The 25840-nt window shown below is 65.9% G+C and carries 28 protein-coding genes and 2 pseudogenes; 13 read left to right on the top strand and 17 right to left on the bottom strand.

What is annotated here, in order from left to right:
• Positions 1–128: 128 nt before the first annotated feature.
• Together AC5Y3P_RS19500 and katG are read left to right on the top strand one after the other, a co-directional pair.
• Positions 129–635: a Fur family transcriptional regulator gene (locus AC5Y3P_RS19500; RefSeq protein ID WP_500047580.1), complete on the top strand. Its 507-nt coding sequence runs from the start codon at positions 129–131 to the stop codon at positions 633–635.
• A complete protein-coding gene (gene katG, locus AC5Y3P_RS19495; protein WP_500047579.1) occupies positions 628–2877 on the top strand; it encodes a catalase/peroxidase HPI in 2250 nt (749 codons plus the stop codon). The genes AC5Y3P_RS19500 and katG overlap by 8 nt, the downstream gene beginning before the upstream one ends.
• 9 nt (positions 2878–2886) lie before the next feature.
• Here the strand turns inward: katG and bla are convergent, their stop codons facing one another.
• Both bla and AC5Y3P_RS19485 read right to left on the bottom strand, forming a co-directional pair.
• Positions 2887–3780, bottom strand: a complete 894-nt coding sequence (gene bla, locus AC5Y3P_RS19490) for a class A beta-lactamase (RefSeq protein ID WP_500047578.1) — start codon at positions 3778–3780, stop codon at positions 2887–2889.
• 32 nt (positions 3781–3812) lie between these two features.
• Positions 3813–4331 (bottom strand): MarR family winged helix-turn-helix transcriptional regulator, encoded by a 519-nt coding sequence (locus AC5Y3P_RS19485; protein ID WP_500047577.1) that lies wholly within the window; start codon positions 4329–4331, stop codon positions 3813–3815.
• A gap of 55 nt (positions 4332–4386) precedes the next feature.
• Between AC5Y3P_RS19485 and AC5Y3P_RS19480 the strand changes: the two genes are divergently transcribed.
• Positions 4387–5529, top strand: a complete 1143-nt coding sequence (locus AC5Y3P_RS19480) for an FUSC family protein (protein ID WP_500047576.1) — start codon at positions 4387–4389, stop codon at positions 5527–5529.
• Between the two features lie 26 nt (positions 5530–5555).
• On the opposite strand, the gene AC5Y3P_RS19475 is transcribed toward AC5Y3P_RS19480, so the two are convergent.
• From AC5Y3P_RS19475 to AC5Y3P_RS19445, 7 genes are all read right to left on the bottom strand, one after another.
• Positions 5556–6152, bottom strand: a complete 597-nt coding sequence (locus tag AC5Y3P_RS19475; RefSeq protein ID WP_500047575.1) for a carboxymuconolactone decarboxylase family protein — start codon at positions 6150–6152, stop codon at positions 5556–5558.
• A gap of 38 nt (positions 6153–6190) precedes the next feature.
• Positions 6191–6625 carry a type II toxin-antitoxin system VapC family toxin gene (locus tag AC5Y3P_RS19470; RefSeq protein ID WP_500047574.1) on the bottom strand — a complete coding sequence of 145 codons (435 nt, stop codon included), beginning with the start codon at positions 6623–6625 and terminating at the stop codon, positions 6191–6193.
• Entirely contained in the window at positions 6615–6884 is a 270-nt protein-coding gene (locus AC5Y3P_RS19465) for a type II toxin-antitoxin system Phd/YefM family antitoxin (protein ID WP_500047573.1), read from the bottom strand. Before AC5Y3P_RS19465 ends, AC5Y3P_RS19470 begins: the two co-directional genes overlap by 11 nt.
• A 68-nt stretch (positions 6885–6952) precedes the next feature.
• A complete protein-coding gene (locus AC5Y3P_RS19460; RefSeq protein ID WP_500047572.1) occupies positions 6953–8929 on the bottom strand; it encodes a PTS fructose transporter subunit IIABC in 1977 nt (658 codons plus the stop codon).
• Between the two features lie 76 nt (positions 8930–9005).
• Entirely contained in the window at positions 9006–10844 is a 1839-nt protein-coding gene (locus tag AC5Y3P_RS19455) for a serine/threonine-protein kinase (protein ID WP_500047571.1), read from the bottom strand.
• 68 nt (positions 10845–10912) lie between these two features.
• Positions 10913–12016 carry a PDR/VanB family oxidoreductase gene (locus tag AC5Y3P_RS19450; protein ID WP_500047570.1) on the bottom strand — a complete coding sequence of 368 codons (1104 nt, stop codon included), beginning with the start codon at positions 12014–12016 and terminating at the stop codon, positions 10913–10915.
• Between the two features lies 1 nt (position 12017).
• Positions 12018–12917 (bottom strand): metal-dependent hydrolase, encoded by a 900-nt coding sequence (locus AC5Y3P_RS19445; RefSeq protein WP_500047569.1) that lies wholly within the window; start codon positions 12915–12917, stop codon positions 12018–12020.
• 128 nt (positions 12918–13045) lie between these two features.
• Here AC5Y3P_RS19445 and AC5Y3P_RS19440 point away from each other — a divergent pair, with 128 nt between their 5' ends.
• On the top strand, positions 13046–13474 hold the full coding sequence (locus AC5Y3P_RS19440; protein ID WP_500047568.1) for a hypothetical protein: 429 nt from the start codon (positions 13046–13048) through the stop codon (positions 13472–13474).
• Here the strand turns inward: AC5Y3P_RS19440 and AC5Y3P_RS19435 are convergent.
• Together AC5Y3P_RS19435 and AC5Y3P_RS19430 are read right to left on the bottom strand one after the other, a co-directional pair.
• Positions 13444–14709: an HNH endonuclease signature motif containing protein gene (locus AC5Y3P_RS19435; RefSeq protein ID WP_500047567.1), complete on the bottom strand. Its 1266-nt coding sequence runs from the start codon at positions 14707–14709 to the stop codon at positions 13444–13446. The two genes, AC5Y3P_RS19440 and AC5Y3P_RS19435, sit on opposite strands and share 31 nt — an antisense overlap.
• Positions 14710–14832: 123 nt before the next feature.
• The gene (locus AC5Y3P_RS19430; protein ID WP_500047566.1) at positions 14833–15456 is read right to left on the bottom strand and encodes a TetR/AcrR family transcriptional regulator; all 624 of its coding nucleotides are present in this window, start codon (positions 15454–15456) and stop codon (positions 14833–14835) included.
• 223 nt (positions 15457–15679) lie between these two features.
• Between AC5Y3P_RS19430 and AC5Y3P_RS19425 the strand changes: the two genes are divergently transcribed.
• The 6 genes and pseudogenes from AC5Y3P_RS19425 (at position 15680) to AC5Y3P_RS19400 (ending at position 19080) form a co-directional block, all read left to right on the top strand.
• Positions 15680–16402, top strand: a complete 723-nt coding sequence (locus tag AC5Y3P_RS19425; protein ID WP_500047565.1) for a hypothetical protein — start codon at positions 15680–15682, stop codon at positions 16400–16402.
• On the top strand, positions 16399–17190 hold the full coding sequence (locus tag AC5Y3P_RS19420; protein ID WP_500047564.1) for a hypothetical protein: 792 nt from the start codon (positions 16399–16401) through the stop codon (positions 17188–17190). The genes AC5Y3P_RS19425 and AC5Y3P_RS19420 overlap by 4 nt, the downstream gene beginning before the upstream one ends.
• Positions 17187–17789 carry a cytochrome c oxidase subunit 3 gene (locus AC5Y3P_RS19415; RefSeq protein WP_500047563.1) on the top strand — a complete coding sequence of 201 codons (603 nt, stop codon included), beginning with the start codon at positions 17187–17189 and terminating at the stop codon, positions 17787–17789. The genes AC5Y3P_RS19420 and AC5Y3P_RS19415 overlap by 4 nt, the downstream gene beginning before the upstream one ends.
• A 4-nt stretch (positions 17790–17793) precedes the next feature.
• Positions 17794–18072, top strand: a complete 279-nt coding sequence (locus AC5Y3P_RS19410) for a cytochrome C oxidase subunit IV family protein (protein WP_500047562.1) — start codon at positions 17794–17796, stop codon at positions 18070–18072.
• Between the two features lie 87 nt (positions 18073–18159).
• Positions 18160–18690: pseudogene (locus AC5Y3P_RS19405) on the top strand (peroxiredoxin); the annotation flags it as partial.
• Positions 18691–19080, top strand: coding sequence for a DUF742 domain-containing protein (locus AC5Y3P_RS19400; RefSeq protein ID WP_500047619.1), 390 nt, complete (start codon positions 18691–18693; stop codon positions 19078–19080).
• A gap of 43 nt (positions 19081–19123) precedes the next feature.
• On the opposite strand, the gene nadE is transcribed toward AC5Y3P_RS19400, so the two are convergent.
• From nadE to AC5Y3P_RS19385, 3 genes are all read right to left on the bottom strand, one after another.
• Positions 19124–19969, bottom strand: a complete 846-nt coding sequence (nadE, locus tag AC5Y3P_RS19395; RefSeq protein WP_500047561.1) for an NAD(+) synthase — start codon at positions 19967–19969, stop codon at positions 19124–19126.
• Between the two features lie 9 nt (positions 19970–19978).
• Positions 19979–20347: a hypothetical protein gene (locus AC5Y3P_RS19390; protein ID WP_500047560.1), complete on the bottom strand. Its 369-nt coding sequence runs from the start codon at positions 20345–20347 to the stop codon at positions 19979–19981.
• Between the two features lie 108 nt (positions 20348–20455).
• Positions 20456–22141 (bottom strand): GMC family oxidoreductase, encoded by a 1686-nt coding sequence (locus AC5Y3P_RS19385; RefSeq protein ID WP_500047559.1) that lies wholly within the window; start codon positions 22139–22141, stop codon positions 20456–20458.
• A 162-nt stretch (positions 22142–22303) separates the two neighbouring features.
• Between AC5Y3P_RS19385 and AC5Y3P_RS19380 the strand changes: the two genes are divergently transcribed.
• Positions 22304–22909 carry an LGFP repeat-containing protein gene (locus AC5Y3P_RS19380; RefSeq protein WP_500047558.1) on the top strand — a complete coding sequence of 202 codons (606 nt, stop codon included), beginning with the start codon at positions 22304–22306 and terminating at the stop codon, positions 22907–22909.
• Positions 22910–23084: 175 nt separating this feature from the next.
• Positions 23085–23795, top strand: coding sequence for a DUF4304 domain-containing protein (locus tag AC5Y3P_RS19375; protein WP_500047618.1), 711 nt, complete (start codon positions 23085–23087; stop codon positions 23793–23795).
• A 40-nt stretch (positions 23796–23835) separates the two neighbouring features.
• Here AC5Y3P_RS19375 and AC5Y3P_RS19370 read toward each other — a convergent pair whose 3' ends face one another.
• Positions 23836–24045 (bottom strand): hypothetical protein, encoded by a 210-nt coding sequence (locus AC5Y3P_RS19370; RefSeq protein WP_500047557.1) that lies wholly within the window; start codon positions 24043–24045, stop codon positions 23836–23838.
• Between the two features lie 189 nt (positions 24046–24234).
• Here AC5Y3P_RS19370 and AC5Y3P_RS19365 point away from each other — a divergent pair, with 189 nt between their 5' ends.
• Positions 24235–24846 (top strand): MBL fold metallo-hydrolase, encoded by a 612-nt coding sequence (locus AC5Y3P_RS19365; protein WP_500047556.1) that lies wholly within the window; start codon positions 24235–24237, stop codon positions 24844–24846.
• Here AC5Y3P_RS19365 and AC5Y3P_RS19360 read toward each other — a convergent pair.
• A pseudogene (locus AC5Y3P_RS19360) lies at positions 24800–24997 on the bottom strand (alpha/beta fold hydrolase); the annotation flags it as partial. The gene AC5Y3P_RS19365 and the pseudogene AC5Y3P_RS19360 sit on opposite strands and share 47 nt — an antisense overlap.
• A gap of 295 nt (positions 24998–25292) precedes the next feature.
• The coding region (locus AC5Y3P_RS19355; RefSeq protein WP_500047555.1) for a YaeQ family protein at positions 25293–25840 on the bottom strand (548 nt) is incomplete at its 5' end.

Below are 25840 nucleotides of genomic sequence, written 5' to 3'. Positions count from 1 at the left end.
CAGGTACCCCATCGCGCGGATTTCAAACCCACATTTCATGCCGGGTTTGCTCTACGTAATCTGTTGGGTATCAAAGTTTTCCAGAAAAACCTTGATACCTTCCAGATCGCGCGTCACACTTCGAGGTGATGGCTGACGGCCTCGACTACTCGACTCTCATGCGGACGGCCGGCCTGCGGGTCACCCGTCCCCGGCTCGCGGTGCTGACCGCCGTGGGCGAGCACCCGCACGCGGAAACCGAGACCGTCATCCGGGCCACCCGCGAACAGTTGCCCGACGTGTCGCACCAGACCGTGTACGACGCCCTCAACGCATTGACCGCGGTCGGGTTGCTGCGACGCATCCAACCCAGTGGCTCGCTGGCCCGCTACGAGTCCCGGGTCGGCGACAACCACCACCACGTGGTGTGCCGGAACTGCGGGGCCATTCTCGACGTCGACTGCGCGGTCGGTGCGGCTCCGTGCCTGACCCCGTTCGACGACGGCTCGCTGGCCGGTTTCGAGATCGACGAAGCCGAGGTCATCTACTGGGGCCGCTGCCCGGACTGTGCGGCCGCAGGAAGTGCGGAACGAAGCCCCGGGGACCCCGTGATCACAGCCCAATCACCCACCCACGAAAGGCAAGACCGTGTCTGACACCTCTGACGCCCGCCCGCCGCAGTCCGACGCCAAGACCGCCAGCGTCAGCGAGAGCGAAAACCCCGTCATCCCGTCGCCGAAGCCGAAATCGCATGCGCCCCTGCGTAATCAGGATTGGTGGCCGAACCAGGTCGACGTTTCGGTGCTGCACGCGCAAAGCGAGAAGACCAATCCGTACGGCGCGGACTTCAACTACCGCGAAGCCGTGGCGACGCTGGACGCCGAAGCGCTCAAACGTGACCTGATCGAGCTGATGACCACCTCGCAGGACTGGTGGCCGGCCGACTGGGGCCATTACGGCGGCCTGTTCATCCGGATGAGTTGGCATGCCGCCGGTACCTACCGCATCCACGACGGTCGCGGCGGCGGGGGACAGGGGGCCCAGCGGTTCGCGCCGATCAACAGCTGGCCGGACAACGTCAGCCTGGACAAGGCGCGCCGGCTGTTGTGGCCGGTCAAGCAGAAGTACGGCAACAAGCTGTCCTGGGCGGACCTGATCGTGTTGGCAGGCAATGTTGCTCTGGAATCGATGGGTTTCAAGACCGCCGGCTTCGCGTTCGGTCGCGAGGACATTTGGGAGCCCGAGGAAACCTTGTGGGGTTTCGAGGACACCTGGCTCGGTACCGACAAGCGCTACGGCGGCACCAACGAATCCGAACGTCAGCTCGACGAGCCCTACGGTGCCACCACGATGGGCCTGATCTACGTCAATCCAGAAGGGCCGGAGGGGAAGCCGGACTTCATGGCGGCCGCCCACGACATCCGCGAGACGTTCGGCCGGATGGCCATGAACGACGAGGAGACCGCCGCGCTGATCTGCGGCGGGCACACCTTCGGCAAGACCCACGGGGCCGGCGATGCTGACCTGATCGGCCCCGAGCCCGAGGCCGCGCCGATCGAGCAGCAGGGCCTGGGCTGGAAGAGTGCCTACGGCTCGGGTAAGGGACCGGACACCATCACCAGTGGTTTGGAGGTGATCTGGACGCACACCCCGACCAAGTGGGACAACAGCTTCCTGGAGATCCTGTACAGCAACGAGTGGGAGCTGTTCCAAAGCCCGGCCGGGGCCAACCAGTGGCGGCCCAAGGACAACGGTTGGGCCAACTCGGTGCCCGAACCGTTCGGTAAGGCCAAGACCCATCCCTCGATGCTGACCACAGACCTGTCGCTGCGGTTTGACCCGATCTACGGCGAGATCACCCGCCGTTGGCTCGACCACCCCGAGGAGTTGGCCGACGCCTTCGCCAAGGCCTGGTTCAAGCTGCTGCACCGCGACATGGGTCCGGTGTCCCGCTATGTCGGTCCGTGGGTTCCGCAGGAGAGCTACGTTTGGCAGGATCCGGTGCCGGCCGTCGACCATCCGTTGGTCGACGGCAACGACGTCGCCGAACTCAAGGCCAAGGTGCTCGATTCCGAGCTTTCGGTGCCGCAGCTGGTCAAGACTGCGTGGGCGTCGGCGGCCAGCTTCCGCGGCACCGACAAGCGCGGCGGTGCCAATGGTGCCCGGATTCGGCTGGAGCCGCAACGCAATTGGGAGGTCAACGAGCCCGCCGAACTGGCCGAGGTGCTGCCGGTGCTCGAGCAGATCCAGCAGGAATTCAACGCTTCGGCCGGTAGCGGCAAGAAGATCTCGTTGGCGGATTTGATCGTGCTGGCCGGGACGGCCGCGGTGGAGAAGGCGGCCCGGGACGCCGGGTACCAGATCGACGTGCACTTTGCGCCCGGGCGCACCGACGCCGCCCAGGAGCAAACCGATGTCGAGTCGTTCGCGGTGCTCGAGCCACGCGCCGACGGGTTCCGCAACTACATCCGGACGGACGAGAAGACGCAGGTCGAGCGACTTCTGGTGGACCGGGCGTATCTGCTGGACCTGACCGCGCCCGAACTGACCGTGCTGATCGGCGGGCTACGGGTGCTGGGCGCCAACTTCGGTGGCACCAGCCACGGTGTGTTCACCGAGCGGCCGGGGGTACTGACCAACGACTTCTTCGTCAACCTGCTCGACATGCGCACCGAGTGGAAGGGATCGGCCGCCGAGCACGTCTATGAAGGTGTCGACCGGGCGAGTGGAAAGTCCAAGTGGACCGCGACGGCCAACGATCTGGTGTTCGGATCGCATTCGCAGTTGCGGGCGCTGGCCGAGCTGTACGCCCAGGACGACAACCAGGGCAAGTTCGTCGAGGACTTCGTCGCAGCCTGGGTCAAGGTGATGAACAACGACCGGTTCGACCTGGACTGAGGCCGCCGGCTACCGGTGGCCCAGCGCGTCGAGGGCCGACCGGACCGTTTCGGCGATCGCCTCGTTGAACGGTGCGGCCGTCGGCTGGTCGCTCGCCGAGCGGGTGAGGACCACCAGGATGACGCGCTGCCCATCGGGTCCGATCAGCAGTCCGGCATCGTTGGTGGAGCCGTAGTCGCCGCCGCCGGTCTTGTCGGCGCTGGTCCACCCGGTCGGCAGCCCGGCCCGAAAGCGTTGCCCTGACGTGGTGTTCGCGAGCATCCAGTTCACCAGCAGTTCCCGGGAATCCTCTGACAGCGCGCTGCCGGTCAGCACCTGCCGGTAACCACGGGCGAGCGCTGCCGGCGTGGTGGTGTCGCGGGGATCGCCGGGCAGCGCTTCGTTGAGTTCGGTCTCCCAGCGGTCCAGCCGGGTCTGGTCATCACCGACGCTGCGGGCGAACGAGGTGATGGCCGGCGGGCCGCCGATGCTGCGCAGCAACAGGTTTCCGGCGGCGTTGTCGGACTGTTGCAGGGCGGCCGCGCACAGCTCGGCCAGCGTCATCGTGGCGCCAACCCGGGTGCCGACCACCGGGGAGTGCGTCACGATGTCCGAGTCCTGGATCGGGACCGCGGTATCGAGACTCAGTTCGCCCTGTTCGGTCAGCTGCAGCACCCGCGCGGCCGCATAGGTCTTGAACGTCGAACACATCGCGAATCGGTCGTCGGCCTGATGTGCGAGCTCTCGCCCGGAGCCCAAATCGATGGCGTACATGCCGATGCGCGCGCCGTACCGGTCCTGGATCGAGGCCAGATCCACACCCTGCTGGGGGAGCGGGTCGGCGGCCGCGCGGGGTGCTCCGGTCAGGGCCGCGACGGCGGCCAGTCCAGCCAAAGCCTGTCGGCGAGTCAATTGTGCGGTCATCGTTGGTACTGAACCATGACCGAATACGGCGATCAATCACCCAGGGTGGCGCATACCTTGCGCAACAGCGCGGCCAGCGTCTCCCGTTCGTCCGGGCTCAGGCCCCCAATCATCTGCTCGTCATCGGCAAGCCGGCGGGGTAGCTGCTCATCGACCACTTCGCGACCGGCATCGGTCAACGCCAACAACACGACGCGACCGTCCCGCTCGGCTTTCAGCCGCTCGAGTAATCCGCGCCGAACCAAGCTGTCGGCGATCTTGGTGATCGAGGCACCGGAGAGCATCGTGGTGGACACCACCTCGCTGGCTCGCAACGGCCGGTCGGTGCGGCCCAAAGCGCTGAGCACCGTGAATTCCGACCGGGTCAGGCCGTGCCGTTCGAGGTTGAGATCCAGGCGGTGATTGGCGATCGAGGCGATGCGCTGGACCCGGCCCAAGATGTCGATCGGCGAGGTGTCCAGGTGCGGGCGGCTGGCCGCCCACTCCCGGCGAACCACGTCGACGGTGTCGGCAGATGCCTCGTCGGCAGGACGGGCGGCGTTGCTGGGCATGCGACCAGCATAGCCCTATTTACTTTACTAGTAAAATAGGGGTAAAGTATCTCGCATGCTGGCCACGTCCTTGACTCGACACCTCGACCACGGTCGCACCGCGCTGACCCACGCGGTCACCCCGCGCGGCCTGCGCGGTGTCCTGCACATCGACTTGGGCAGAGTCGGCTACGCGGTGCCGTTCCGCGTGGGGGCTGCGGTTCTGCTGGTGTTCATCATCGGGGGACTGACCGGCCAGCACGCGGTCGCAGGCTTCGCCGCGCTCGGCGCTCTGATCTCGGCGTTCTGCCGGCCGGACCCCTATCCGGTGCGCGCCGGTCGGTTGGCCGTCCTGGGGTCGGGCGTCACCGCTTCGATCGGCATCGGCGCGGTGTTGGGCGTGGCGGGCAGCGATGTGCTGGTCGTGACGGCGGTGGTTTCATTACTCGCCGGCGCTGCGGCGTATCTGATGTGGGCGCTGCACATCGTCGGACCGGGCGCGGTGGTGTTCGTATTCGGTGCGGCCGGCGCTCAGGTCTACGCGCACGACGTCGGCGACGTGCTGCTGGCTCTGGCTGTGACGGCCGGGGGAGCGGTGATCGGCGCGGTTGCCTCACTGGCGCCCTGGCTGTGGCAGCGGTTGTGGTGCTGGGTCACCGGCGCCCGCGTGTCCGAGGCGCCCGTTGCGGTGCGACGCGAATCGATCTGGGTCACGTTGGCCCGGGCACCGCACCGGACGCTGCTGGCGCGTGGCGCTCGCGTCACCGTGGCCGGCGCGCTCGGGGCCGCCATTGCGATCGCTTTCGGGTTCGATCACCCGCTGTGGGCCACCATGGGCGCGGTGGCCACCATGCAGGGTGTGGGGTACCACGTCGCGGTGCACCGCGGCGTGCAACGTCTGCTCGGCAACGTCGGCGGCGCAGTGCTCGCGGCGATCCTGTTGGCCCTGCCGCTGGGCTACTGGGGCGCGGTCATCGCGATCGTGGTGTTCCAGGTGTTGGCCGAGGTCGCCTCGACCGTGAACTACGCGCTGACCTCATTGGCCGTGACGCCGATGGCGTTGCTGCTCACCGGACTTGGCGCCGGCCTGGCGCCGGCGGCCGCGCTCGACCGGGTGCTCGACACTGCGGTCGGGATGGTGGTCGGCATCGTGGTGGCTGCGGTGACGATCAGCGGCGTCGACGCCGACCACCTCCGTAAACACGCGGTGCCGGCCTGAGTCGTCAGGCTCGCGTGCCCGGTTGCTCAGAACAGCGTGTCGTAGCGGCTCATCAGCTCGGTGATGTCGTCGTCGAGTGGCAGTTCCAGCGAACTGAACATCCGCGCCAGGGTGTCGTAACCGCAGACGGTGAAGATCAGGTCGAGCAGTTGTTGCTCGTCCAACTTGGCCGCCAGGACCTGCCAGGTCGGCTCGCCGATGGCACCCGGATCGATCAGTTCGTCCACCGCGCGCAGCATCGCGGCTTCCAGTGGATCCCAGAACGGCGCATCCGGCCCGTAGGCGATCCGGCCGATCTCCTCGTCGGTCAATCCGGCGTCGCGCGCGACGAACAGATGCTGGGCCCACTCATAACCGCAGTTGCGCGCCGCAGCGACCCGCAGCACCAGCAGCTCGCGCTGTCGTTCGGTCAGCGTCGTACCGAGCAGCAGATGCCCGTTGAAGGTGAAGTAGGCGCGGGCCAGATCCGGGTGATGCGCCATGGTGCCCAACACGTTCAGCGCCTTGGGCCGGTCATCGGTTGGCAGCGGTTCGTGCCGGGGATTGGGTGGCCGCAGTGCCGCCAACGCCTCCCGCATCTGGGCTGGAAATTCCTTGGGCTTCAGCGGTTCGATCCGTGCCATGGTGTCCTTGCGTGTCGTCGGAGTGGGTTGGGTCTTCGTCAGGTTCTCGGTCGTCGTACCGGTACGACGTCGATGATGGCCTGAAGTCCGGCGAAGTCACCGGGATTGCAGGTGTAGAGCGGCAACTCCGTTGCCGCAGCGACAGCTGCGATCATGAGGTCGGCCACCCGTCGCCGGGGAGCGCGGCCGCGGGCGAGAACCGCTGCGCTGATCCGGCCGAACGCGCGCGCAGCCTCGGTCTCGAACGGAATCGGATCGAACTCGTTCTCCACCCGCTGTAACACGTCGGCTCGACGGGCCCGCTCGTCGATCGCCTGCGCGCCGGCGCCCTTCACCATGTGCACGCCGGCGGAAAGCTCGGCCAAGGTGATCGCGCTGATGGCGATCTCATCTGGGAGTTCGTCGGGATCGATTGCGCGGCGCAAGATTACGATGTTGGTGTCGAGCAGGCCGCGGGTCGGATCAGTGGGCATAGGGATCGGACAGATCCTGGTTGAGAAGGGCGTCTTGATCGTGCCGGAAGGCGTCGACATCGATCATCGGAGCCATTCGCGACCCTTGGGCGAAGTCGGCCCGCGACACGAAGCGACGGCGCTTTCGCAGTGGTATCAATTCAGCAATCTGACGTCCGTCACGGGTGACCGCGAACGCTTCGCCTCTTTCGACGGCATCCATGATCTCTTTTGACCGCATGCGGAGGTCCCGTTGGCTGACCTGGCGTGGCAGGCTCATATAGCACAGGGTAGCACTCCATAGCACCGCGGACGCTCCGCTGGTCCTGCGCCCCGCCTGAGCCGTGTTCAGACGGCCGCGAGTTCAGGTCCGGTCTGCGCCGCGGGTTTGATGAACTGTTTGGCGAGGATCACTGCCAACGCGGCCACGATGGTGCCGGCGAGCAACGCGATCACGAATCCCAGCTTGTTGTCGATCGCGAACAGCACGAAGATGCCGCCGTGGGGAGCCCGGGAGGTGGCACCGAAGGCCATGCACAGCGCGCCGGTGACGGCGCCCCCGAACATCATCGACGGGATCACCCGCAACGGGTCGGCCGCGGCGAACGGGATCGCGCCCTCGGAGATGAACGACGCCCCCAGAAGCCAAGCGGCCCGGCCGTTTTCCTTCTCCGGCTCACTGAATAGTCCGGGCCGGATCGTGGTGGCCAGCGCCAGGGCCAGTGGCGGCACCATACCGGCGGCCATCACCGCGGCCATTATCTCGAAAGATGCGATGGTGGAGGCCGCCAGACCGGCGGTGGCGAACGCGTAGGCGGCTTTGTTCACCGGCCCACCGAGATCGAAGCACATCATCAGGCCGAGGATGATGCCGAGGAAGATCGCCGAGGTACCGGACAAGCCGTTGAGCCATTCGGTGAGGCTGACGTTCACCCAGGTCAACGGTCGGCCCACCAGGAAGAACATGATCAGCCCGACCACCAGGGACGCGAACAGCGGAACGATCACCACCGGCATCAAACCGCGCAACCAGCGTGGTACGTCGAAGCTGCCGATCCACAGCGCTGCGAACCCGGCGATCACACCGCCGACGATGCCGCCGATGAAGCCGCCGCCGATGAAGACCGCGAGTGCACCCGCGGTGAAACCCGGTGCGATACCCGGCCGGTCGGCGATCGCGAACGAAATGTAGCCGGCCAGTGCGGGGACCAGGAAGCTGAACGCCAGGCCGCCGAGCGTGAACAGAATGGCACCCAGGTATTCGACGAAACCGCCCGGCGGCAGGTTGGTCAGCGAATTGTTCAGCGCGATGTCGTTGCCGTTGTCGGCGATGTCGTAACCGGCGAACAGAAAGCCGAGCGCGATCAGCAACCCGCCCGCGGCGACGAACGGGATCATGTAGCTCACGCCGGTCAGCAGGATCTGCCGGGTGCGGGTTCCCCAGCCGACGCCGCCGGACGGTGCGTCACCGGCGCCGCTCGCCGCGGACCCCTCCACCCGCGCGGCGTTCGGATCATCGGCTGCGGCAACGGCTTCGGCGATCATCTTGGCCGGTTCGTTGATCGCGCGTTTGACCCCGGACGCCACCACCGGCTTTCCGGCGAAGCGGCCCTTGTCCTTGACCCCGACGTCGGTGGCGAAGATGACGGCCTCGGCTCCGGCGATGGTGTCGGCCGGTAGCGGGGTGCTGCCCGAGGACCCCTGGGTCTCGACCACCAGCGTGACGCCGGCTTCCTTGGCCGCGGCCGCCAGCGCGTCGGCGGCCATGTAGGTGTGCGCGATACCGGTGGGGCAGGCCGTGATCGCCACGATCCGGCGGCCGGCCGGCGCGTCTGCGGCCGAACCCGGTCCCGGCGCGGGGCCCACGACCCCGTCGACCAGCGCGACCACCTCGTCGGCATCGGAGGCCTCGCGCAGCGCAGCGACGAAATCCTTGCGCACCAATGCCCGGGCCAAGCTGGACAACAGCTTCATGTGTTCGGGCCCACCGGATTCCGGCGCGGCGATCAGGAACACCAGATCGGCGGGCCCGTCCTTGGCCCCGAAGTCCACCGCGGGCCGTAGCCGGGCAAAACCGATCGTCGGTACGTCCACGTAAGGAGAGCGGCAGTGCGGGATGGCGATTCCACCGGGCAGGCCGGTCGCTGACTGCTCCTCGCGGGCCATCGCGGCGCCGGCCAGACCGGCCGCGTCGGTACTGCGGCCGGCGGCGGCCAACTGGTCGACCAGTCGGGTGATCACGGCTTGTTTGTCCGGGCCGGCCTCGACGTCGAGCAGGATCAGGTCGGCGGAAATGATGGGAGCGGAGCTGGCGGCACTCGTCATGAGGCTACTTTCGTCGGTTACCTCGCTGTCCGCGGTGAAACGCTGAAATCATCTCGCAGCGCGAGGTATTCACGAATCAGCCGGCAGCCCGAACGGTGACCTCCGAGATCGACGTGCGACTCTGCCCGCCGGTGCTGCCCAGCGTCGAAATCCACACCAACACATTGGAAGTCTTGGTTTCGTCGTCGACGGTGATGGTGTTGTGGCCGGGCTGCAAGGCGACGTTCGGGGTCAGTTCGACGGTGTCGGACAAGCTGCTCGGATTGGGGCTGTCGGCAGCACGGATCTGCACTTCGGTTCCGGTGCTCGACAGGTCGAGGCTCACCTCGCCGATCGCGGTCGGCTCCGGCAGCTGCAGGATCAGTCCCACACCCTGCTTGAAGATCGGGAACGGCGCCGCGTCCTGGTAGATGTCGGTGGTCCACGCGGTATCCGGATTGCCGTCGATGGCCAGACTGGCTCGGTCCGGATGATCGGGTGAACCGCCGGGGGAGAACACCGTGGCAGCTTGCGGCGTCACGACGGGTCCCGGCCCGCCGGTGCCGGGCAGGTCGAATCCTCCGGTGATGACGTAGATCGCCGTCGCCAGCGCGACGATGATCACGGCCAGCGGTATCGCGATGCGGGCCGCGCGGGACTTCAGTACCGAGCGCTTGCCCGACCTGGTCCCGAACGACGGTCGGCGCTTGGCTCGCGCACCGGCAGTGTGGTTGATGACGGTGTCGCCGAACAGGGTCTGCTCGTCCCAGAAACCACTGACCTCGACCACATCCCCATCGGCGAGGTCACCGACGATGGCGTCGCCGCGCAGCTCGACCGGCACGACGGTATGCGGTTGTCCGGTCGGGTCGTAGCGCTCTACCCGAAACGACCAGACCTCGTCGGGGTCCTCGGCGGTGGGTGGTCGTTTCTGCACCGACCCGGCGGTGCCCAGCACGGTCAGCACGCCCAGTGTCCTGGTAGGTGGTGGGGTCCTGCGTTCGCGCTCGACCGGCTCCTGCAATGCAGCGGTGTGCCCACCGCTGTTCGGGGGCGCCACCGGCGGCGGCGCCGGCTCGGGCGCGGTGTTCACGTCCAGGGACTGCCCGCTGAGGGCTCGGGCAAAGTCCAGGCACCGCGGGTAGCGCTTGTCGGGTTGTTTGGCCAGAGCCTTCGCCATCACGGCGTCGAGATGGGCGAGGTCGGGACGACGCTCCGACAGCGGCGGCGGTGGCGTGTTCAGGTGGTGACCGGCGACCACGATCCGGTTGGGCTCGTCGAAGACCTGGGTGCCGGTCAACAAATGGAATGCGGTTGCAGCGAGGGCGTATTGGTCGGCCCGACCGTCGATGGCCTTGCTGGTGAGTTGCTCGGGAGCGACGTAGGCGACCGTCCCGATCGCCATGTTGGTCTCGGTGATGCCGCTGACGTCGTCAGCTTCCCGGGCGATACCGAAGTCGGTGAGCAGCACCCGGCGCCGGCCGTTCGCCGACGGCGGAGTCACCAGGATGTTGCCCGGCTTGACGTCGCGGTGCAGCAGCCGTCGCTCGTGCGCGAAGTCGAGCGCGTCGGCGACCGCGGTGACGATCTCGATGACGTCCTCGTACGGCATGCCCGACGGGTACTGATCGCTCAGGAGATGTCCGGCGTCGGTGCCCTCGACGTAGTTCATCGAGATCCACAACCGGCCTTCGAACTCGCCGCGGTCGTGTACACCGACGATGTGCGGATGCCACAGTGCCGCGGTCAGCTCGGCCTCGCGGGTGAACCTGGCGCGGAACTCGGCATCGCGGGTGGTGTCCACCGACAGGATCTTGAGCGCGTCTTGGCGCGGCAGTCGCGGATGCTGCGCGAGATACACCTCGCCCATGCCGCCGGCACCAAGCAACCGCTCAATGGTGTAGCCGGCGAATACATCACCGGGTTTGAACGGCATGTGTAGCAGCCTACAAACGTCGGCGAACTGGGGATGGCCGGACTGTCGTTTCCTGCGCTGAACAGCGGTTACAGATCCAACGTCAGCTTGGTGCCGGCCACCGAACGGGACACACAGACCAGCATCTGATCCGCGCGCTCGGGCTCGGTGAGCAGGGTGTCGCGATGGTCGACCGCCCCGGTCAACACCCGGGTGCGACAGGTGCCGCAAAAACCCTGCTGACAGGAGTACGACGCCGCCACCCCGGCCCGGGTGAGCGCATGCAGCAGGGTTTCGTCGGCCGCGACCTGCACAGTTATCCCGCTGGCAGCGGCCGTGACCTGAAACGGCAGCCCGTCGAGCACGGGCGCCGCGCCGAAGCGTTCGTAGTGCAGTTCGACGTCTTCGCGGCCGGCCAGCGCGGCTCGGATCCCGTTCAGCATCGGTGCGGGCCCGCAGCAGTAGACCGCGGTGCCGTTCGGGCAGTCGCCGAGCAGGGCCGCCGCGCTGGGTTGGCCGTGCACATCGTCGGTGCGGATCTGGACCCGATCCCCGAACGCGGCGACCTCGTCGAGGAACGGCAGGCTGCCCCGGCTGCGCCCGACATAGATCATCGACCACTCCACGCCGAACCGTTCGGCGAGCGCGAGCATCGGCAGGATCGGGGTGATGCCGATTCCGCCGGCGATGAAGCGCAGCCGTCGGGCCGGCGATCCGTGGCCGGGCAACGCCAGCGGAAACGCGTTGCGTGGTCCCAGCGTGCTGACGGTCGCACCGACCGGCAGCTGATCGTGGATCTCGACCGAGCCACCGCCGCCGTCAGGGATGCGCCGCACCGCGATCCGGTAGTGATCGTCGACGTCGGGGTCACCGCACAGCGAGTACTGCCGGACCCGACCGCTGGGCAGGTGCACGTCGATGTGCGCACCCGGATGCCAGCGTGGCAATGAGGTGCCGTCGGCGGCCACGAGCTGGAACTCACGCACATCCTGGTCCCGGGCGACGACGGTCCTTGCGGCCACGGTCAGTGGCAGCAAGGTCTGGTCGCGGGCTGAAATGGGTTGCCGTACAACCGCGCCCGACAGTCGCCAAATGCCGTTGATGGCCACGTCGGCCAGCCGGATCAGCGGGTCGTGCCGGAATTGGCCGGACAGGCTGGGCGGGGTCTGCCGGAGTCGCTGGATCAATCCCATGTCAGTGCAGCGCCGCCCGGGCCGCGGGGGAGGCCGCCAGGTAGGCCACGGCCTGGGCGGTGGAACCCATGTGTTCCGGTGAGTACCGCGGACTGAAGTAGGCCAGGGTCTGGGTTCCGAACAGGCTGCGGAACTTCGGCAGCAGACCGAGCTTGGAGTCGCGCATCCGGGCGCGGTTGAACTGCCACCAGGTGAGGTCGACGGTGCGGTCCTTCTTGGTGAAGTACCAGGTGCCCTTCTGGAAGAAGCCGAACATCATCGGCACGACGATCGCCATCGCGCGAATCCGGGCCAGGTAGCTGTCGTGGAAGTAGACCGCGACGTCGTGGGCAACCGTGCGGTGTTCCACCTCTTCGCTGCCGTGCCAACGGAACAGGTCGGCGAACGTCGGGTCGGCGTCGTGGTCATCCCAACTGTTGTTGAGCGTGAAGTCGCCGAGCACGGCGGTGTAGTGCTCGATGGCCGCGATCAGCCACAGGCGCTCCCGCAGATGGTTGAAGCGTCGCCGTTCACCGGTCGATGTGCTCGGTGCCAGCACGGTGTCGAAGATGTGCTCGACGAGGTCGAGGATCGGTTCGGGTTCCAGACCATGGTCTTCGAGGTAGGTGCGCAGTATCCGGTCGTGGGCCTCGGCGTGCATGGCTTCCTGCCCGATGAATCCGCGCATGTCGGCGGCCAGGTGCGGGTCGCGCACATACGGCAGGGCTTCGTTGAAGGTCCGGACGAACCAGCGTTCGGCGGTGGGCAGGATGACGTTGAGCAGGTTGGCCATGTGTGAGGCCGCGGGGTGGCCGGGGATCCAGTGCGGACCCACGCCGCTGACGTCGAAGTGCACGTCGCGGGCCTGGATCTGGACGGGCCCAGGGTCGACTTCACGCTCAGGCCGGTGCGGGCGCAGCATCTCTGAACACCTTCCTAGCTCAGATTTCTCGCTCGATTTTCACCATAACCCGAAGGCGATACTTCCGGTACCGGGTAAGGCTGTCCCGCGGCGCCCGTTTGCAACTCGGGGACGATGCTGTCGTCGAAGTGACCGGGTTGCGGAATCCCTGCGCACAGATCAACGGTCTGCGCGATAGCTTGATGAAAAGGCTCGTCTACGAAGATGCGGCCGGGAAGACCGTGCGGCTCGCCGGCGTGATGTCGATCGTAATCACCGGAGGTGTGGTGCGGCCCGGCGACGCGGTGCGGGTCCTGCCATTCGATGGCGTTCCAGAGCGGCTCGACGTGGTGTGCGCAGTGTTTGCGGATCTCCGACTGCAGCCGCTGGGCCGTCGCGCATCCGTGGCCCGATGGGAACCGAAACTGCCTGACGGTCGCCCTGCCCATCGCGTTGTTGGCTGTGCTGAAAACCAGCTGGCCGCAATACTTTCAAGAGGCTGTGTCGCCTCAGGCGTGCCGGGATACCGATCAAATTCTGGTGCAGGTCAGAGGGTGATGGGTGGTGGTGGTCGGTAGGGGTCGTAGAACCACCACATGGCGCGTTCGCCGGTGGGTCCGGGACATGGTGGGACGTCGGGGAATCCGGTGGTGGGTGGTCGGGCCAGCGAACCTGGGTGTAATCGTTTGCCTTCGCTGTCGGTGACGACGAGGCGGTGGGCGGGGCCGGTGATGGTGATGATGCCTTTGTGGTGCAGGCGGTGGTGATAGGGGCAGACCAAGACCAGGTTGTCCAGTTCGGTGGTGCCGCCGTTTTCCCAGTGGGTGATGTGGTGGGCGTGTAGTCCGCGGGTGGCGCCGCAGCCCGGTACTGCGCAGGTCCGGTGGCGGTGTTCGAGGGCGCGGCGCAGGCGGCGGCTGATGGTGCGGGTGGTGCGGCCGGAGCCGATCGGGACCCCGTCGCGTTCGAACCAGACTTCGCAGGTGGCATCGCAGGTCAGGTATTGGCGTTCGGATTCGGGCAGCACCGGGCCCAGGTGTAGTGCGGCGATGCGGTCTTTGATGTCGAGGTGGATGATGACGGTGGTGCGTTGGGTGTGTGGGCGGCGTTGGGTTTCGCTGTCCCAGCTGGTCTCGACCAGGCGTAGGAAGGCGTCGAAGGTGGTGGGCATCGGCGGGCGCTGATCCGGGGATTCGTCCGGCTCGTCGTCCTCTTCGCTGTCGCCGTGGTCGTGTTTCCAGTCGGTGATCAAGGCGTCGAGGTGGGAGTGCAGGGCGGCGTCGAGTGCGGCGGAGTCGGTGTGGCTCATGGTGATGCGCCAGTAATCGACGTCGTTGCGGGTGGTCTTGGTGATGCCGTGTTCGGGGGCGGGGCGCTTGTCCGGGTCGGGTCGGGGTTCGAGTTTGACCGCGTGGCGCAGTTGGGTGACGGTGGCGACGCCGACCAACGGTTCGTAGTGGGCGTCGGATCCGGTGCCGGCGCGTTCGGCGATGACACCGACCTGGTCGAGGGAGAAGCGGCCTTCTTTCATGCCTTGGGCGCAGCGGGGGAATTCGTCGAGGCGTTGCGCGATGGCGGTGATGGTGCGCGCGTTGGACGGTGAGCAGCCGGTTTTCCAGGCGACCAGAGCGGGCAGGGAGCGCACGCCGGTGTTGCCCCAGATGGCGTCGCGGTGGATTTCGGCGATGATCTCTACGACGCGGGCGTCGATGGCGTTGCGTTGTCCGTTGAGTTCGGCCAACTCATCGAAGAGCACCTCGAGGCGCTCATTCGGTCCCACCCGAGGGGCTTCATCGACGACGTCGGTGGACATGACCCCAGCATGACAGCAGCCACCGACAAAAAACCGCGCCGAGACCCCGGCGGTCCACTGGACCGCGAACACGGTCGAAGCCGTGTGATGCCGACTGCGATCAAAGACCCGGTGCTGCCCGGCTTACCCGACGGGCTGCAAGCTCCGCAACGTGCTGGTGACGAATTTCTGCAGCGCCACATCACGTTCCGCGGTGGCCTCGCCGGAACTGGTGAGCAGCGCATAGACACCGAGCAGGAAGAACGCGGCGCTGTGATAGGCGTCGACGTCGTCGTAGAGTTCGCCGCGGATCCGCGCGCGTTCGATCTCGGCGGCCAGCAGCACGAAGATCGGGTGGTTGGCCCACTGTTCTCGCTCGGGCCGGGTCGGCGAGAAGTAGAGGCTGATGACGTCGTGGAACAGCGCTGAGCCCCAGCGACTTTCCAGATCGAGCACCAACTCGATGATCGTCGTCAGCACCGCCGGCAGGTCGTGGCGGGTGTCGAGGAACCGGCCGAGTTCGTTGGCGAGTTGCGCCTCGTCGCGGCGGATCAGCTCGAGCAGGACGTGTTCCTTGGTGGGGAAATGGAAGTAGAAGGTGCTGCGCGCGACCCCGGCGGCCTTGACGATGGCGTTGATGTCGGCGGCCTGGGAACCGGAACGCTGAAACTCCACGATCGCGGCGTCGAGCAGTCGGGCACGAGTGTGTTCGCGCTGTGCGTCGCGCCGAGTAGTAGCCACCTCTGACACACGCCCATTGTGCCGCATGAGAACGATTCGCTGACGATTGTCGCCAAAATAGGTGCGATCGGGATTTCGGCGCGCTCCCGACGAATCTGCATAAAGGCAGGGCAAACCTATTTAACCGCCCGCGTCGGCTCCAACAACATCAGATTTCGTTGTCATCTGTCAGTGAACGTGCTAGACCTGACACTGCACCGGGACAGTGAGAGCCCGGCCCGTGGCAGCAGACCAGACAGGCAGAATCCACATGACGACGACAACGGCGAACAACACCCGAGGCCAGCGCATCATGCTGTGGACGGTGCTGCCGGCGGCCGGGCTGTTCCTATTGGCCTACTTCCTTTTCCCTCCGTTCTCGGCGCCGATGTCGCCGACGATGACGCCCGACGAAGTCGCGGCATTCTTCGCCAACAACACCACCGGCATCCTGGGTGTAGCCATCCTGTGCAACCTGATCGCGTGCTCACTGGTGCCACTGTTCGCGGTGACCGCGGTGCAGATATCGCGGATCGGGACATCGAGCAACGTCTTCACGTATGCCTACATGTTGTGTGTCGGGGTCGGCCTGACGGCGTTCATCCTGGCCGACTATTGCTGGGGGATGGCGGCTTTCCGTCCTGAGCGAGATCCGCAGTTGATCAGTCTGCTCAATGACATGGCGTGGTTCTTCTTCATCGCCCCTGTCGGCACCATCATCGTGGGCAATCTCTGCCTGGCGATCAGTATCTATCTGGATGCCCGCCCGGATCCGATCTTTCCGCGCTGGGTGGCGCACTTCAACGTCGTGACGGCCGTCCTGCTGATTCCGAGTGCATTCTCGTTCCTCAACAAGACCGGCCCGTTGGCCTGGGACGGTGCGCTGTCGTTCACCTTGCGGCTCAGCGTGTTTGCTTGCTACGTCGTGGTGATGTTCGTCGTCCTGCTGGGTGTGGTCAACCGGCAAGGCCAGGAGCAGGAGGCCTTGGTATGACCGACGCTCTGGCCGAGGTCGCCGGCCCCGCGCAGCCGGCGCGACGACGTTGGCGTGACTCCAAGAAGCTGGATCAGTGGATCGCGTTCTGGTCGGTCCCGGTGTTCTTCACTCTGTTCGGTCTGGTCTTCGTCCCGCTGAGTTGGATGATGCCGCCGCGTTCCCCGAGTGCATCGCAGGCCGAGATGGTCGAGTTCATGCAGTCGCCCAACCTGCTTGTCGCGTGCGTCATCCTGACTTTGGCGTTCGGCATGGCGCCGATCTCGAATGCGTGTTACCTCAACCAGATCCGGCGGATGTCGGTCAGTCCGGTGCTGCGCTTCAGCCTGATGGCCGGGGCGACGACGGGAACGATCGTCGGGATGCTCTTCGCGATGTTCTGCTTCGGTATCGGCGCATTCCGGACGGGCTACGACCCGGCGATCCTGGCGATGCTCTACGACTTCGGCTACCTGGCCTTCATCGGCTCGCTGGGCTGCTTTTGCATCATGTGGATGGCGTTCGGTATGGCCATCATCCTGGACCAGAACAACATTCTGCCGAAATGGCTTGGCTACTACACGGTCTGGCAGTACGTGACCGAGCTGATGGCCGCCCCGGTCTGGATCGCCAAATCGGGCCCGTTCGCCTGGAACGGGTTGATGACGTTCTGGTTCGCGATGGCGCTGTACGTGCCATGGCAGTTCATCGTCTACGTGTGCATCTACCGCGCGATCAAGAACCAGCCTGAGGCCGAACTCGACAACATCGACTTGTTGAATGCGCGCCGGACGGGAGTGAGTGCATGACCGCGGTCTCAACCGACGTGGATGGCCTGGACACCACGCAAGAGGCGCCCAAACAGGGGCACTTGCCCGGCGAATCGAGCATGTGGTTCTTCGTCGTCGGCGACCTGCTGATCTTCGCGTTCTACTTCGTGGTCTACATGTTCTACCGCGGCGAGAACCACCAGCTGTTCATGGACAGCCAGGCCAAGCTGAACAGCGACATCGGTGCAATCAACACCGTTGTGCTGCTGACCAGTTCGCTGTTCGTGGCATTGGGTACCTGGGCCGTCCGCTCCGGCAAGATCGGCGACGGCTATCGGCTGTTCGGTCTGGCGCTGGCCTGTGGTGCGATCTTCCCGGTACTCAAGGCGTTCGAGTACATCCCCGAAGTCATGGCCGGTATGACCCCGGGCACCAACCTGTTCTTCATGTTCTACTTCGTCATGACGGGCATGCACCTGTGCCACGTCTTCCTCGGCCTGGCGATTCTGTACTTCGTGATCCGCAATCTGCGCAGCGCACAGCCGCGGATCAAGTTGGTAGAGACCGGCGCCACCTACTGGCACATGGTCGACTTGCTGTGGATCGTGTTATTCGCGCTGCTCTACCTGATGAGGTGAAGTCGTGACCACTTATCTACGCCATCCGCTGACCATCGTGTGGGCGGTGCTGACCGCGGTGACGATCGTGTCGTGGCTGACCGCGCGCGACGGCGGCGACGTCCACCACGTCAGCGCGACTGTCACCGTTGTGGTGCTGGTCATCTCGGCAGTCAAGACCCAACTGGTGATCTGGCACTTCATGGAGGTGCGGCATGCGCCTCGGTGGCTGAAGCTGTTCACAAACGGCTGGGTCATCGTGCTGTTCGGACTGCTGCTGGGTTTCTACTTCGCGATGGCGTGATGACCGTGTCGCGGCCAACGCGAGCAGTTGCCGGGCAATCTTTCGAGATGGGTACCGCTCGGCGCCGCTCGGCGTTAGTCTTCGACGATGCTCGCAGGCGACAAGGCGCCTGATTTCACGCTGTGGGATCACACCGGTCGGCCGCAGACGCTGTCAATGCTGCTCTCCAATGGCCCGGTGGTGCTGTTCTTCTTCCCGTTGGCGTCCTCGCCGATCTGTACGGCACAGGCGTGTCATTTCCGGGACCTGAGCAACGAGTTCGCGATGGTCGGCGCCCAGCGGGTGGGCATCAGCACCGACGCGGTCGACCGGCAGGCCCACTTCGCGCAGCAACGCTCGTTCGATTACCCGCTGCTTTCTGACCCCGACGGCGTGGTGTGCGAGTTGTTCGGGGTGCGCCGCGGCCGGCTGGCCAGGCTGCGCCGCACCGATCTGCGGCGGGGGAGGGTCAGGCACCGACGGCGCGCTCGGCGCCGCGGTCTGCTGGCCCGGCTGCTGCCGGTCCGACGGACCACATTCGTCATCGACACCGACCGCACCGTGCTCAAGGTCGTGTCGAGCGAGTTGCGCGCATCGGTGCATGCCGCACAGGCGCTGTGGTTTCTGCAGCACCGCAAGGTGCACGAGCATGCCCAACAGCGCCCGCCGCACGAGGCCGTGCCGGCCACGGCCGAGTTCACCGAATCGCCAACCACCGTTGGGGGCACCGACGTCGGCGCCGACCTGCCGCTCGAGGCGACCCTCGAAGTGCGCGAGGACAGTCCGAATTCGCCCCGCTGGCCGCGCAATGACGTGCGCGGCCAGATCTTGACGTGTTGCGCCTCCCGTCCCACGATCGCCGAACTCGCCGCCCAGTTGTCCTTGCCGACCGGAGCGACCAAGTTTCTGGTCGGCGAGCTGGTGACCGCGGGGCAGCTACGCGTGCTTGCCCCATCGGCCCGTTCGACGTCGATCGACGAACGACGCGAACTGATCGAGCGAACCCTGCGCGGACTGCGCGCCCTCTGACGCAGGCTCGGCGGACTCAGCCCAGCATTGCCCGCGCTGCCCGTCACGTGTCGCGCACGGCCTCCCAGCCGGACGGGGTCACCGGCAATTCACGCTTGTGTCCGGTGCGCCGGTACCAGCCGAGGATCGTCGCCTCGTCCGCGGGATCGACGTCGTCACCTTGCAGGTAGTCGTCGACGACGTCGTAGCGCACACCGAGGGCGACCTCGTCGGGCACCAGGGGCTTGTCCTCTTCGAGATCGGCGGTGGGCACCTTGTCGATGAGATTCCCCGGAAGGCCGAGGTGACCGCCGATCTCACGAACCCGACGCTTCGGCAGGCCGTAGAGAGGCATCAGGTCGGCGGCGCCGTCGCCGAACTTGGTGAAGAACCCGACGACGGCCTCGGCGGCCTGGTCGGTACCGACGACGAGCATGTTGCGGGCTCCGGCCACGGTGTACTGCGCGATCATCCGCTCACGCGCCTTGACGTTGCCCTTGACGAAGTCGGCGCGGTCGTCGGCGATCGAGACGCCGGCCGCCAGGCAGGCATCCCAGATGCCGTCGACCGCGGCTTTGACGTTGACCGTGTATGTCTCGTCGGGCGCGATCGCCGCCACGGCCTGGTTCGCGTCGGCCTCGTCCTTCTGGACCCCGTACGGCAACCGGATGGCTACGAATGCGGCGTCGCCACCGTCGGCGCGCACCCGTTCGCACGCCAACTGGCACAACCGACCCGCCACCGTGGAGTCGACGCCGCCGGAGATGCCGAGCACCAAGCCCTGGGTGCGGGTGTGCTGGAGATACTCCGCGAGAAAGCGGATCCGGCGTTCGGTCTCGCGGGCGGCGTCGAAGTCGACCACCACCTCCAGGTCGCGGATGATCCGCTGCTGGATCTTCCGGTTGGTCATGTTCCGGGGCTACGCACGCGCGCTACGCGCTTTCACGAATGAGCGCACACCGGCAACGAGATACACCACCAGCAGAACGAACATGATCGTGCTGGTGATGACGGCGGCAGGTCGCTCGGCAGTCCCCGCGAACACCTCGCCGAGACCGATCACGTTGCGTAGCGCACCCAACGCGGCCAGCAACGCAATCACCAGGGCGGCATGCATTGCGGGTTTGCGAGCGTTGTCGGAGCGACGGCCGATGAGAGCTGCGATGAGCAGGAGGATACCGACGAAGGCGGGGATCAAAGCGGTGATGCTGACCGCGCCGCTCACGACATAGGCGATCACACCTGTCGCGACGAGAAGTCCTCCGGTCCAAAAAGTCAGGGCAAGCATCATTCTCCTTACTTCGGCATCAAACTCCCACTGTACCGAGGCGATTTCGCGGGGAAACGGACCCAGACTCCGCGTACGTGCGGCGTTGATGCAGGGCGTCGAATCCGCTCATGCTAGGATCGCCCGCGCCGCGCGTTCGGCGATGAGCATGACTGGCGCGTTGGTGTTGCCGGACGTGATGGTCGGCATCGCCGAAGCATCGGCGACTCGAAGACCCGCGACGCGGTACACGCGACAGTCGGTGTCGAGAACCGCGCCCGGTGACCGTGGAAGACCTTGGGTATCAAAGGCTCCCATCGCGCAGGTGCCGACCGGGTGGAAGATGGTGGTACCGAGTTCGCCGGCCGCGTGCTGCAAGTCTTCGTCGCTTTCCAGCTGTGGGCCGGGCAGCAACTCGGCCGGCCGGTACCGGGCCAGGGCCGGGGCGGCCATGATCTGCCGGGTCATCCGCAAACCGCGCACCGCGATCCGGCGATCGGCGTCGGTGGACAGGTAATTGCAGGAGATCTTCGGGTAGGTCAGCGGATCTGCACTGGCCATCCGCACATGGCCACGGGAAGTCGGCCTCAGATTGCAAACCGAGGGAGTGATGGCGGCGAACCGGTGCAGCGGTTCGCCGAACTTGGGCAAGGACAAGGGCTGTACATGCCATTCCAGGTCGGGGCTGGGCAGGGCGGGGTCGCTCTTGGCGAAGGCGCCCAGCGTCGACGGCGGCATGGTCAGGGGTCCTGAGCGCAGCGCCATGTACTGAAGTCCCATGCCGCCCCGGGTGATCCAATTGCGGTACAGCGTGTTGACGGTGCGGGCGCCGCGCACCCGGTAGACCGTTCGAAGCTGCAGGTGGTCCTGCAGGTTTTCCCCTACGCCCGGCAGGTCGACGGTGATCGGCACCTGATGCTGGGTCAGTAGCTCGGCCGGACCCAGGCCGGAAACCTGCATCAGATGCGGCGAGCCGATGGCTCCGGCGGTCAGAATCACCTCCCGACGGGCACCCACGTCGACGATGTGTCCGTCTTTGAGCAGGCGTACGCCGGTGGCGCGGTGCTGTGCCGTCGTCCAGGCACCGTTGCGCTGATCCGAGTGGACCTGGTCGTCCATCAGCAGCCGCAACGCCTGGGTCTGGGTGTAGACGGTGAGATTGGGCCGGTGGGCGACCGGATGCAGGAACGCATCGGCCATCGACCAGCGTCGGCCGCGCTTCTGGTTGACGTGGAAGTAGGCGCTGCCGGAGTTGTCGCCCCGGTTGAACTCGTCGATCGGGGCGATGCCCAGCTCGGCTGCGGCGGCCTGCCAGGCGTCCAAGATCTTCCAGCGCACCCGCGGGCGCTCGACCCGGATCTCACCGCCGGCGCCGTGCCACTCGTCGGCTCCGCCGAAGTAGTCTTCCAACTCCTTGTAAAGGGCCAGGGTCTGGCCGGGACTGTCCGGACCACCCCACAGCCAGCGGTCATCCCCGGTGGCTTGCGCCCACAGGTCGTAATCGCTTGCCTGCCCGCGCATGTGGATCATCGCGTTGATCGACGAGCAGCCGCCGATCACCCGGCCGCGCGCGTAGTGGATGCTGCGGCCGGCCAGACCCGGATCGGGCTCGGTCGTGAAGCACCAGTCGGTGCGGGGGTTGGCGATGGTGTACAGATAACCCACCGGCACCTTGATCCAGAACCAGTTGTCCGTGCCGCCGGCCTCGACCAAAAGTACACGGTGATCGGGGTTGGCGCTGAGACGATTGGCGAGCAGACACCCGGCACTGCCTGCTCCCACGATGACGAAGTCGAACTCGACGGCGGGGCTCATGGCGGCGGGGATCCTCCTGATACTCGGGCTCCGCAGGTGGGCGCGCCCACCCATTACCAAGGCCGCTCCGGCACGCAACACCCTTGGTCGTTCAGTTATAGTCCCGGCTGGGTGGGGTAGTCAGCCGCAACTTGCCAAAACACAGGAGGCGCGAGGAAACCCATGAGGACGACCGCATACCGCCGCACCGCAGTCGCCGGCTTGGCGGCTGCCGCGCTGATCACCGCAAGCTGCAGCAACGGCGAAAGCGCTGAGGTGTCGCCCCCGCAGATCGGGTTGGTCTCCACCTCGACCGTCGAAGCCCCGGAGCCGCCGGCCGAAGTCACCCTCACCGGTGAGCGAGATGTCGAAGTGACGCTCACCGGTCCGATCGCTGAGAAGTACGCATCCGCGACCGAGGAGCAGAAGCGGGCGCTCGGCAAGCCCTTGACGGGGGACTACAACGCGGGAGCGCGGGAAAGTGGCGTGTTGTTCCAGCAGTTCCAGGGCGGCGTGATCACCGCCAAGAACGGCGAGGCGGGCACGCCGGCATTCATCACCTGGGGCAAGATCCGGGAGGCATGGAACGTCGAGCGCGATCCGAGCGGTGTACCCGAGGTTCTCGGTGAGAACGGTTCGGTGGGGCCGCTGGGCGCCCCGACCAGCGACGAGGAAGCCGACGGCGATCTGCTGGTGCAGACCTTCGACCACGGCCAGATTGCCTATGACACGAAGACCGGCCAGGTCGAGGTGACGGTCAACGGCAAGGTCGTTCCATCCGGGCTGTAAACGCACGACACAGACCAACGCCGCATTGCCGCTTATCGAGAAGTAATCCGCGGGCTGCAGTGCACAAGTGCGGTAACACCGTTGCGCGGCAGTGTGTTACACGCCTTCACGGCGAGCACCTCGGTCCTGTGGATGGTGGTACACGCAAGGAGGCGTCGCCCCTTAACCTTTGCCGATGGACGAGCGAACAATCAACGGTTCATTGCAACGGATCTACCAGGCTGTGGTCTCCGACGATGTCGGTCCCTACCTGCGCGCACGAGGTTTCGACACCTCCCGCTCCGCCATCACATCCGACTCCACGTTCGTGCGGGGGCGCGGGTCGCTGTACGACGTGATCGGTCTTCAGCCCGACTGGCACAACGGCACGAGGTCGTGGCATGGATTCTTCGTCAACGTCGGGATCGGTTCGACAGAGGTCGACTTCGCGTGCCCCGAATACGAGCGTTCCGGGCACCCTCTCAAAGGTTCGCTACTGCACAGTCGTTGGGAGGACTTGGTACCCGAACTGCCCTACGAGGTGCGGTTCGACCATCGCACCGACATGCGGCAGTTCGCCGCCGCGCTCTGCGACGGATTCGAACTGGTGCTAGCCGAGATGGAACAGATAAGAACCACAAAGGAATTGGTGCGACACGCAGTCGACAACAACCTGCTGATCGAATACGACAAGACCTGCCGGTACCTGGCCGCAATCGATGACATCGACACGCTGACGGAATACGTCACCACCCTGCACGAGCACTTCGGGGGCCAAGACCGTTGGTCGTTCTTCAACCGCGAAATCAGCACTGCCGTCGGACGCTGGGCACCGGAACTACAGACGCGAGGAGTGCTTGACCCGATCACGCCCGGTGACGGGCATGGCGACGATGACGATTCGTGATTTCGGTGTTCGCTTACTCGACGACGCGTCGCGTCATGGTTCATGCGACGCTGCTGGCAATTGCCACCACCAGCCCGCCCAGGGTCAGTACGCCAACCATCACCGCGGCGGCGATTGCCTGGCGTCGTCGGTGCCGACGAGCGCCGTGGATCGCCAGCGCGATGCCGGCGAGCACCAACGCTGAATAGGCCGCCAGTCCCGCCGTCAGCGTCGCCGTTTCCGCGGTGCTGACCAGAGTCACATTGTGCACGCCGTGAGCCTACGGCGGGAACGGATGGATCTGGCCCCGGTCGGTGGCGCTGCGAGCAGAACGCGATCTAGGATCACGTCATGACTGCCCGTCGGAACCGCAGGTTCAAGAGCCCGCGTTGGGTCTCGGAGTTGGAAGAAGTTGCCGAGGGCGTGTGGCTGTTAGGGCGGGGGACTGCCGTCCAAGATCATGAACGTGTACTTCGTTCGGGACGGCCAGGGGGTGCTGGCTTACGATGCCGGTATTCGGCCGATGGCCAAGGGGATTGCCGCAGCGGCCGCCTCACTGGGCGGGCTGACGCGGATCGCGTTGGGCCACGCGCATTTCGATCATCGGGGGGCGGCGCCGAGCTTGGCAGTCCCGGTGTTGTGCCATCCCGCCGAGGTCGCTGACGCCGAAGGTGACGGCGGCGGGCACAATGTCCATCGGCATCTGCTCGACGCCCGGATGCGCATGATGGCCAAGCCGCTGGTGGCGTTGTTCGACGGCGGGCCCGTGCGAATAGCGGAAACTCTCCGTGAAGGCGACACGATCGCCGGATTCGAGGTCGTTCACCTGCCTGGGCATACGCCTGGTCTCATCGGTCTGTGGCGGGAGTCCGACCGGCTGGCCTCGGTCAGCGACTGCTTTTACACCATGGACACGCAGACGGGCCGCAAGGGTCCGCCCCGAGTGCCGCACTGTGCGTTCAACTTTGACACCGCGCTCACCCGAGAATCGATTCGGAAATTGGCGGCGATGGAGCCGGCCGTGGCATGTCCGGAGCGACCACACGATAGTGCTCCTGCAAACGCGGGATAATGAGGCGCCAGTTGGCGAACGCCGTCACGCCGGGACCCGAGCCGTGGATCAGGAGCACCGGAGGGCCCGAGCCCGCCTCGAGAACGTTGACCGTCGCATCGTCGAGACGGACTGCGCGTCCGATCTCGGGATCCTCTGCTGAATCTGCCATAGCGCTCACCTTCCCTCTGCCTCTAATCGTATTGGCCTACAGAAAGTTTCACGTCACTGTCTCCCGAACTATCGGCATCCGAGTGCCCGGCAGGGTCCAAAACACTGGACGGTCAGTGTATCGATACCCCACAAACACGACTGCCGATCCGCAATGTTGCAGGGCCAGACACTGATGGTCGACGGGGGCCATATTTGTGACAGCGCTTGAATGTTCGCTCGCTTGGCCACCGCGTCAATGCTGACGTCGGCATCCATGGCGCTAACGCCGTCGTCGGGCCCTCGGGCTCAAACGTTCACTGCAATGGCTCGGGGGTGAAGGTGACATCGACGCCGCCCACGGTCATTGTCACCTGAGCTTCGATCACCATCACCTGCGCCGAGACCCGTCGATCGACCGTCTGGGCCAGTTGCTGCACCGGTGCGTGCGGGATCTGCACGACCGATAGGTTCGCCAGCCCAGCCACTTTGGGGCCGACGGTGCGCCACCAGGTGGCCACGCCGGCGGCGAACGGGAACAGCAGCACCTGGTCGGCCTGGCTGGCAGCCTTGCCCAAGACACGTTCGTCGGGCTGTCCGACGTTGATCCACTCCAGGGTCCGGCCGGTGTAGTCGGCCAGCCGCAAGTCCGGTACGCCGGGAGTGGACAGGCCCGCCCCGAACGCCAACTCACCGTCGACTTGGCTGAGTCGGTGTGCGCGCAGCCCAAACGCCAACAACCGCACCACCATCCGCTCATCGGTCTCACTGGGATGACGGGCCACAGTCAGGGTGTGATCGGCGTAGTAACCGTGGTCGACATCGGAGACGCCAAGTTCGACTTTGAACACGGTTGCAGAAAGGG

It is taken from the genome of Mycobacterium sp. NGS45, assembly GCF_059812645.1.
This window is presented reverse-complemented; position numbering and strand designations above follow the sequence as displayed.

Excerpts from the sequence above, each read along its gene's own strand:
- AC5Y3P_RS19415 (WP_500047563.1), top strand. The coding sequence starts at position 17,187 with ATGACCGCGGTCTCAACCGACGTGGATGGCCTGGACACCACGCAAGAG.
- AC5Y3P_RS19480 (WP_500047576.1), top strand. The coding sequence starts at position 4,387 with ATGCTGGCCACGTCCTTGACTCGACACCTCGACCACGGTCGCACCGCG.
- AC5Y3P_RS19485 (WP_500047577.1), bottom strand. The coding sequence starts at position 4,331 with ATGCCCAGCAACGCCGCCCGTCCTGCCGACGAGGCATCTGCCGACACC.
- AC5Y3P_RS19385 (WP_500047559.1), bottom strand. The coding sequence starts at position 22,141 with ATGAGCCCCGCCGTCGAGTTCGACTTCGTCATCGTGGGAGCAGGCAGT.
- AC5Y3P_RS19390 (WP_500047560.1), bottom strand. The coding sequence starts at position 20,347 with ATGCTTGCCCTGACTTTTTGGACCGGAGGACTTCTCGTCGCGACAGGT.
- AC5Y3P_RS19500 (WP_500047580.1), top strand. The coding sequence starts at position 129 with ATGGCTGACGGCCTCGACTACTCGACTCTCATGCGGACGGCCGGCCTG.
- AC5Y3P_RS19450 (WP_500047570.1), bottom strand. The coding sequence starts at position 12,016 with ATGGGATTGATCCAGCGACTCCGGCAGACCCCGCCCAGCCTGTCCGGC.
- AC5Y3P_RS19435 (WP_500047567.1), bottom strand. The coding sequence starts at position 14,709 with ATGTCCACCGACGTCGTCGATGAAGCCCCTCGGGTGGGACCGAATGAG.
- AC5Y3P_RS19470 (WP_500047574.1), bottom strand. The coding sequence starts at position 6,625 with ATGCCCACTGATCCGACCCGCGGCCTGCTCGACACCAACATCGTAATC.
- nadE (WP_500047561.1), bottom strand. The coding sequence starts at position 19,969 with ATGACCAACCGGAAGATCCAGCAGCGGATCATCCGCGACCTGGAGGTG.
- AC5Y3P_RS19365 (WP_500047556.1), top strand. The coding sequence starts at position 24,235 with ATGAACGTGTACTTCGTTCGGGACGGCCAGGGGGTGCTGGCTTACGAT.
- AC5Y3P_RS19380 (WP_500047558.1), top strand. The coding sequence starts at position 22,304 with ATGAGGACGACCGCATACCGCCGCACCGCAGTCGCCGGCTTGGCGGCT.
- AC5Y3P_RS19375 (WP_500047618.1), top strand. The coding sequence starts at position 23,085 with ATGGACGAGCGAACAATCAACGGTTCATTGCAACGGATCTACCAGGCT.
- AC5Y3P_RS19430 (WP_500047566.1), bottom strand. The coding sequence starts at position 15,456 with ATGCGGCACAATGGGCGTGTGTCAGAGGTGGCTACTACTCGGCGCGAC.
- bla (WP_500047578.1), bottom strand. The coding sequence starts at position 3,780 with ATGACCGCACAATTGACTCGCCGACAGGCTTTGGCTGGACTGGCCGCC.
- AC5Y3P_RS19460 (WP_500047572.1), bottom strand. The coding sequence starts at position 8,929 with ATGACGAGTGCCGCCAGCTCCGCTCCCATCATTTCCGCCGACCTGATC.
- AC5Y3P_RS19420 (WP_500047564.1), top strand. The coding sequence starts at position 16,399 with ATGACCGACGCTCTGGCCGAGGTCGCCGGCCCCGCGCAGCCGGCGCGA.
- AC5Y3P_RS19475 (WP_500047575.1), bottom strand. The coding sequence starts at position 6,152 with ATGGCACGGATCGAACCGCTGAAGCCCAAGGAATTTCCAGCCCAGATG.
- AC5Y3P_RS19425 (WP_500047565.1), top strand. The coding sequence starts at position 15,680 with ATGACGACGACAACGGCGAACAACACCCGAGGCCAGCGCATCATGCTG.
- AC5Y3P_RS19445 (WP_500047569.1), bottom strand. The coding sequence starts at position 12,917 with ATGCTGCGCCCGCACCGGCCTGAGCGTGAAGTCGACCCTGGGCCCGTC.
- AC5Y3P_RS19465 (WP_500047573.1), bottom strand. The coding sequence starts at position 6,884 with ATGAGCCTGCCACGCCAGGTCAGCCAACGGGACCTCCGCATGCGGTCA.
- AC5Y3P_RS19455 (WP_500047571.1), bottom strand. The coding sequence starts at position 10,844 with ATGCCGTTCAAACCCGGTGATGTATTCGCCGGCTACACCATTGAGCGG.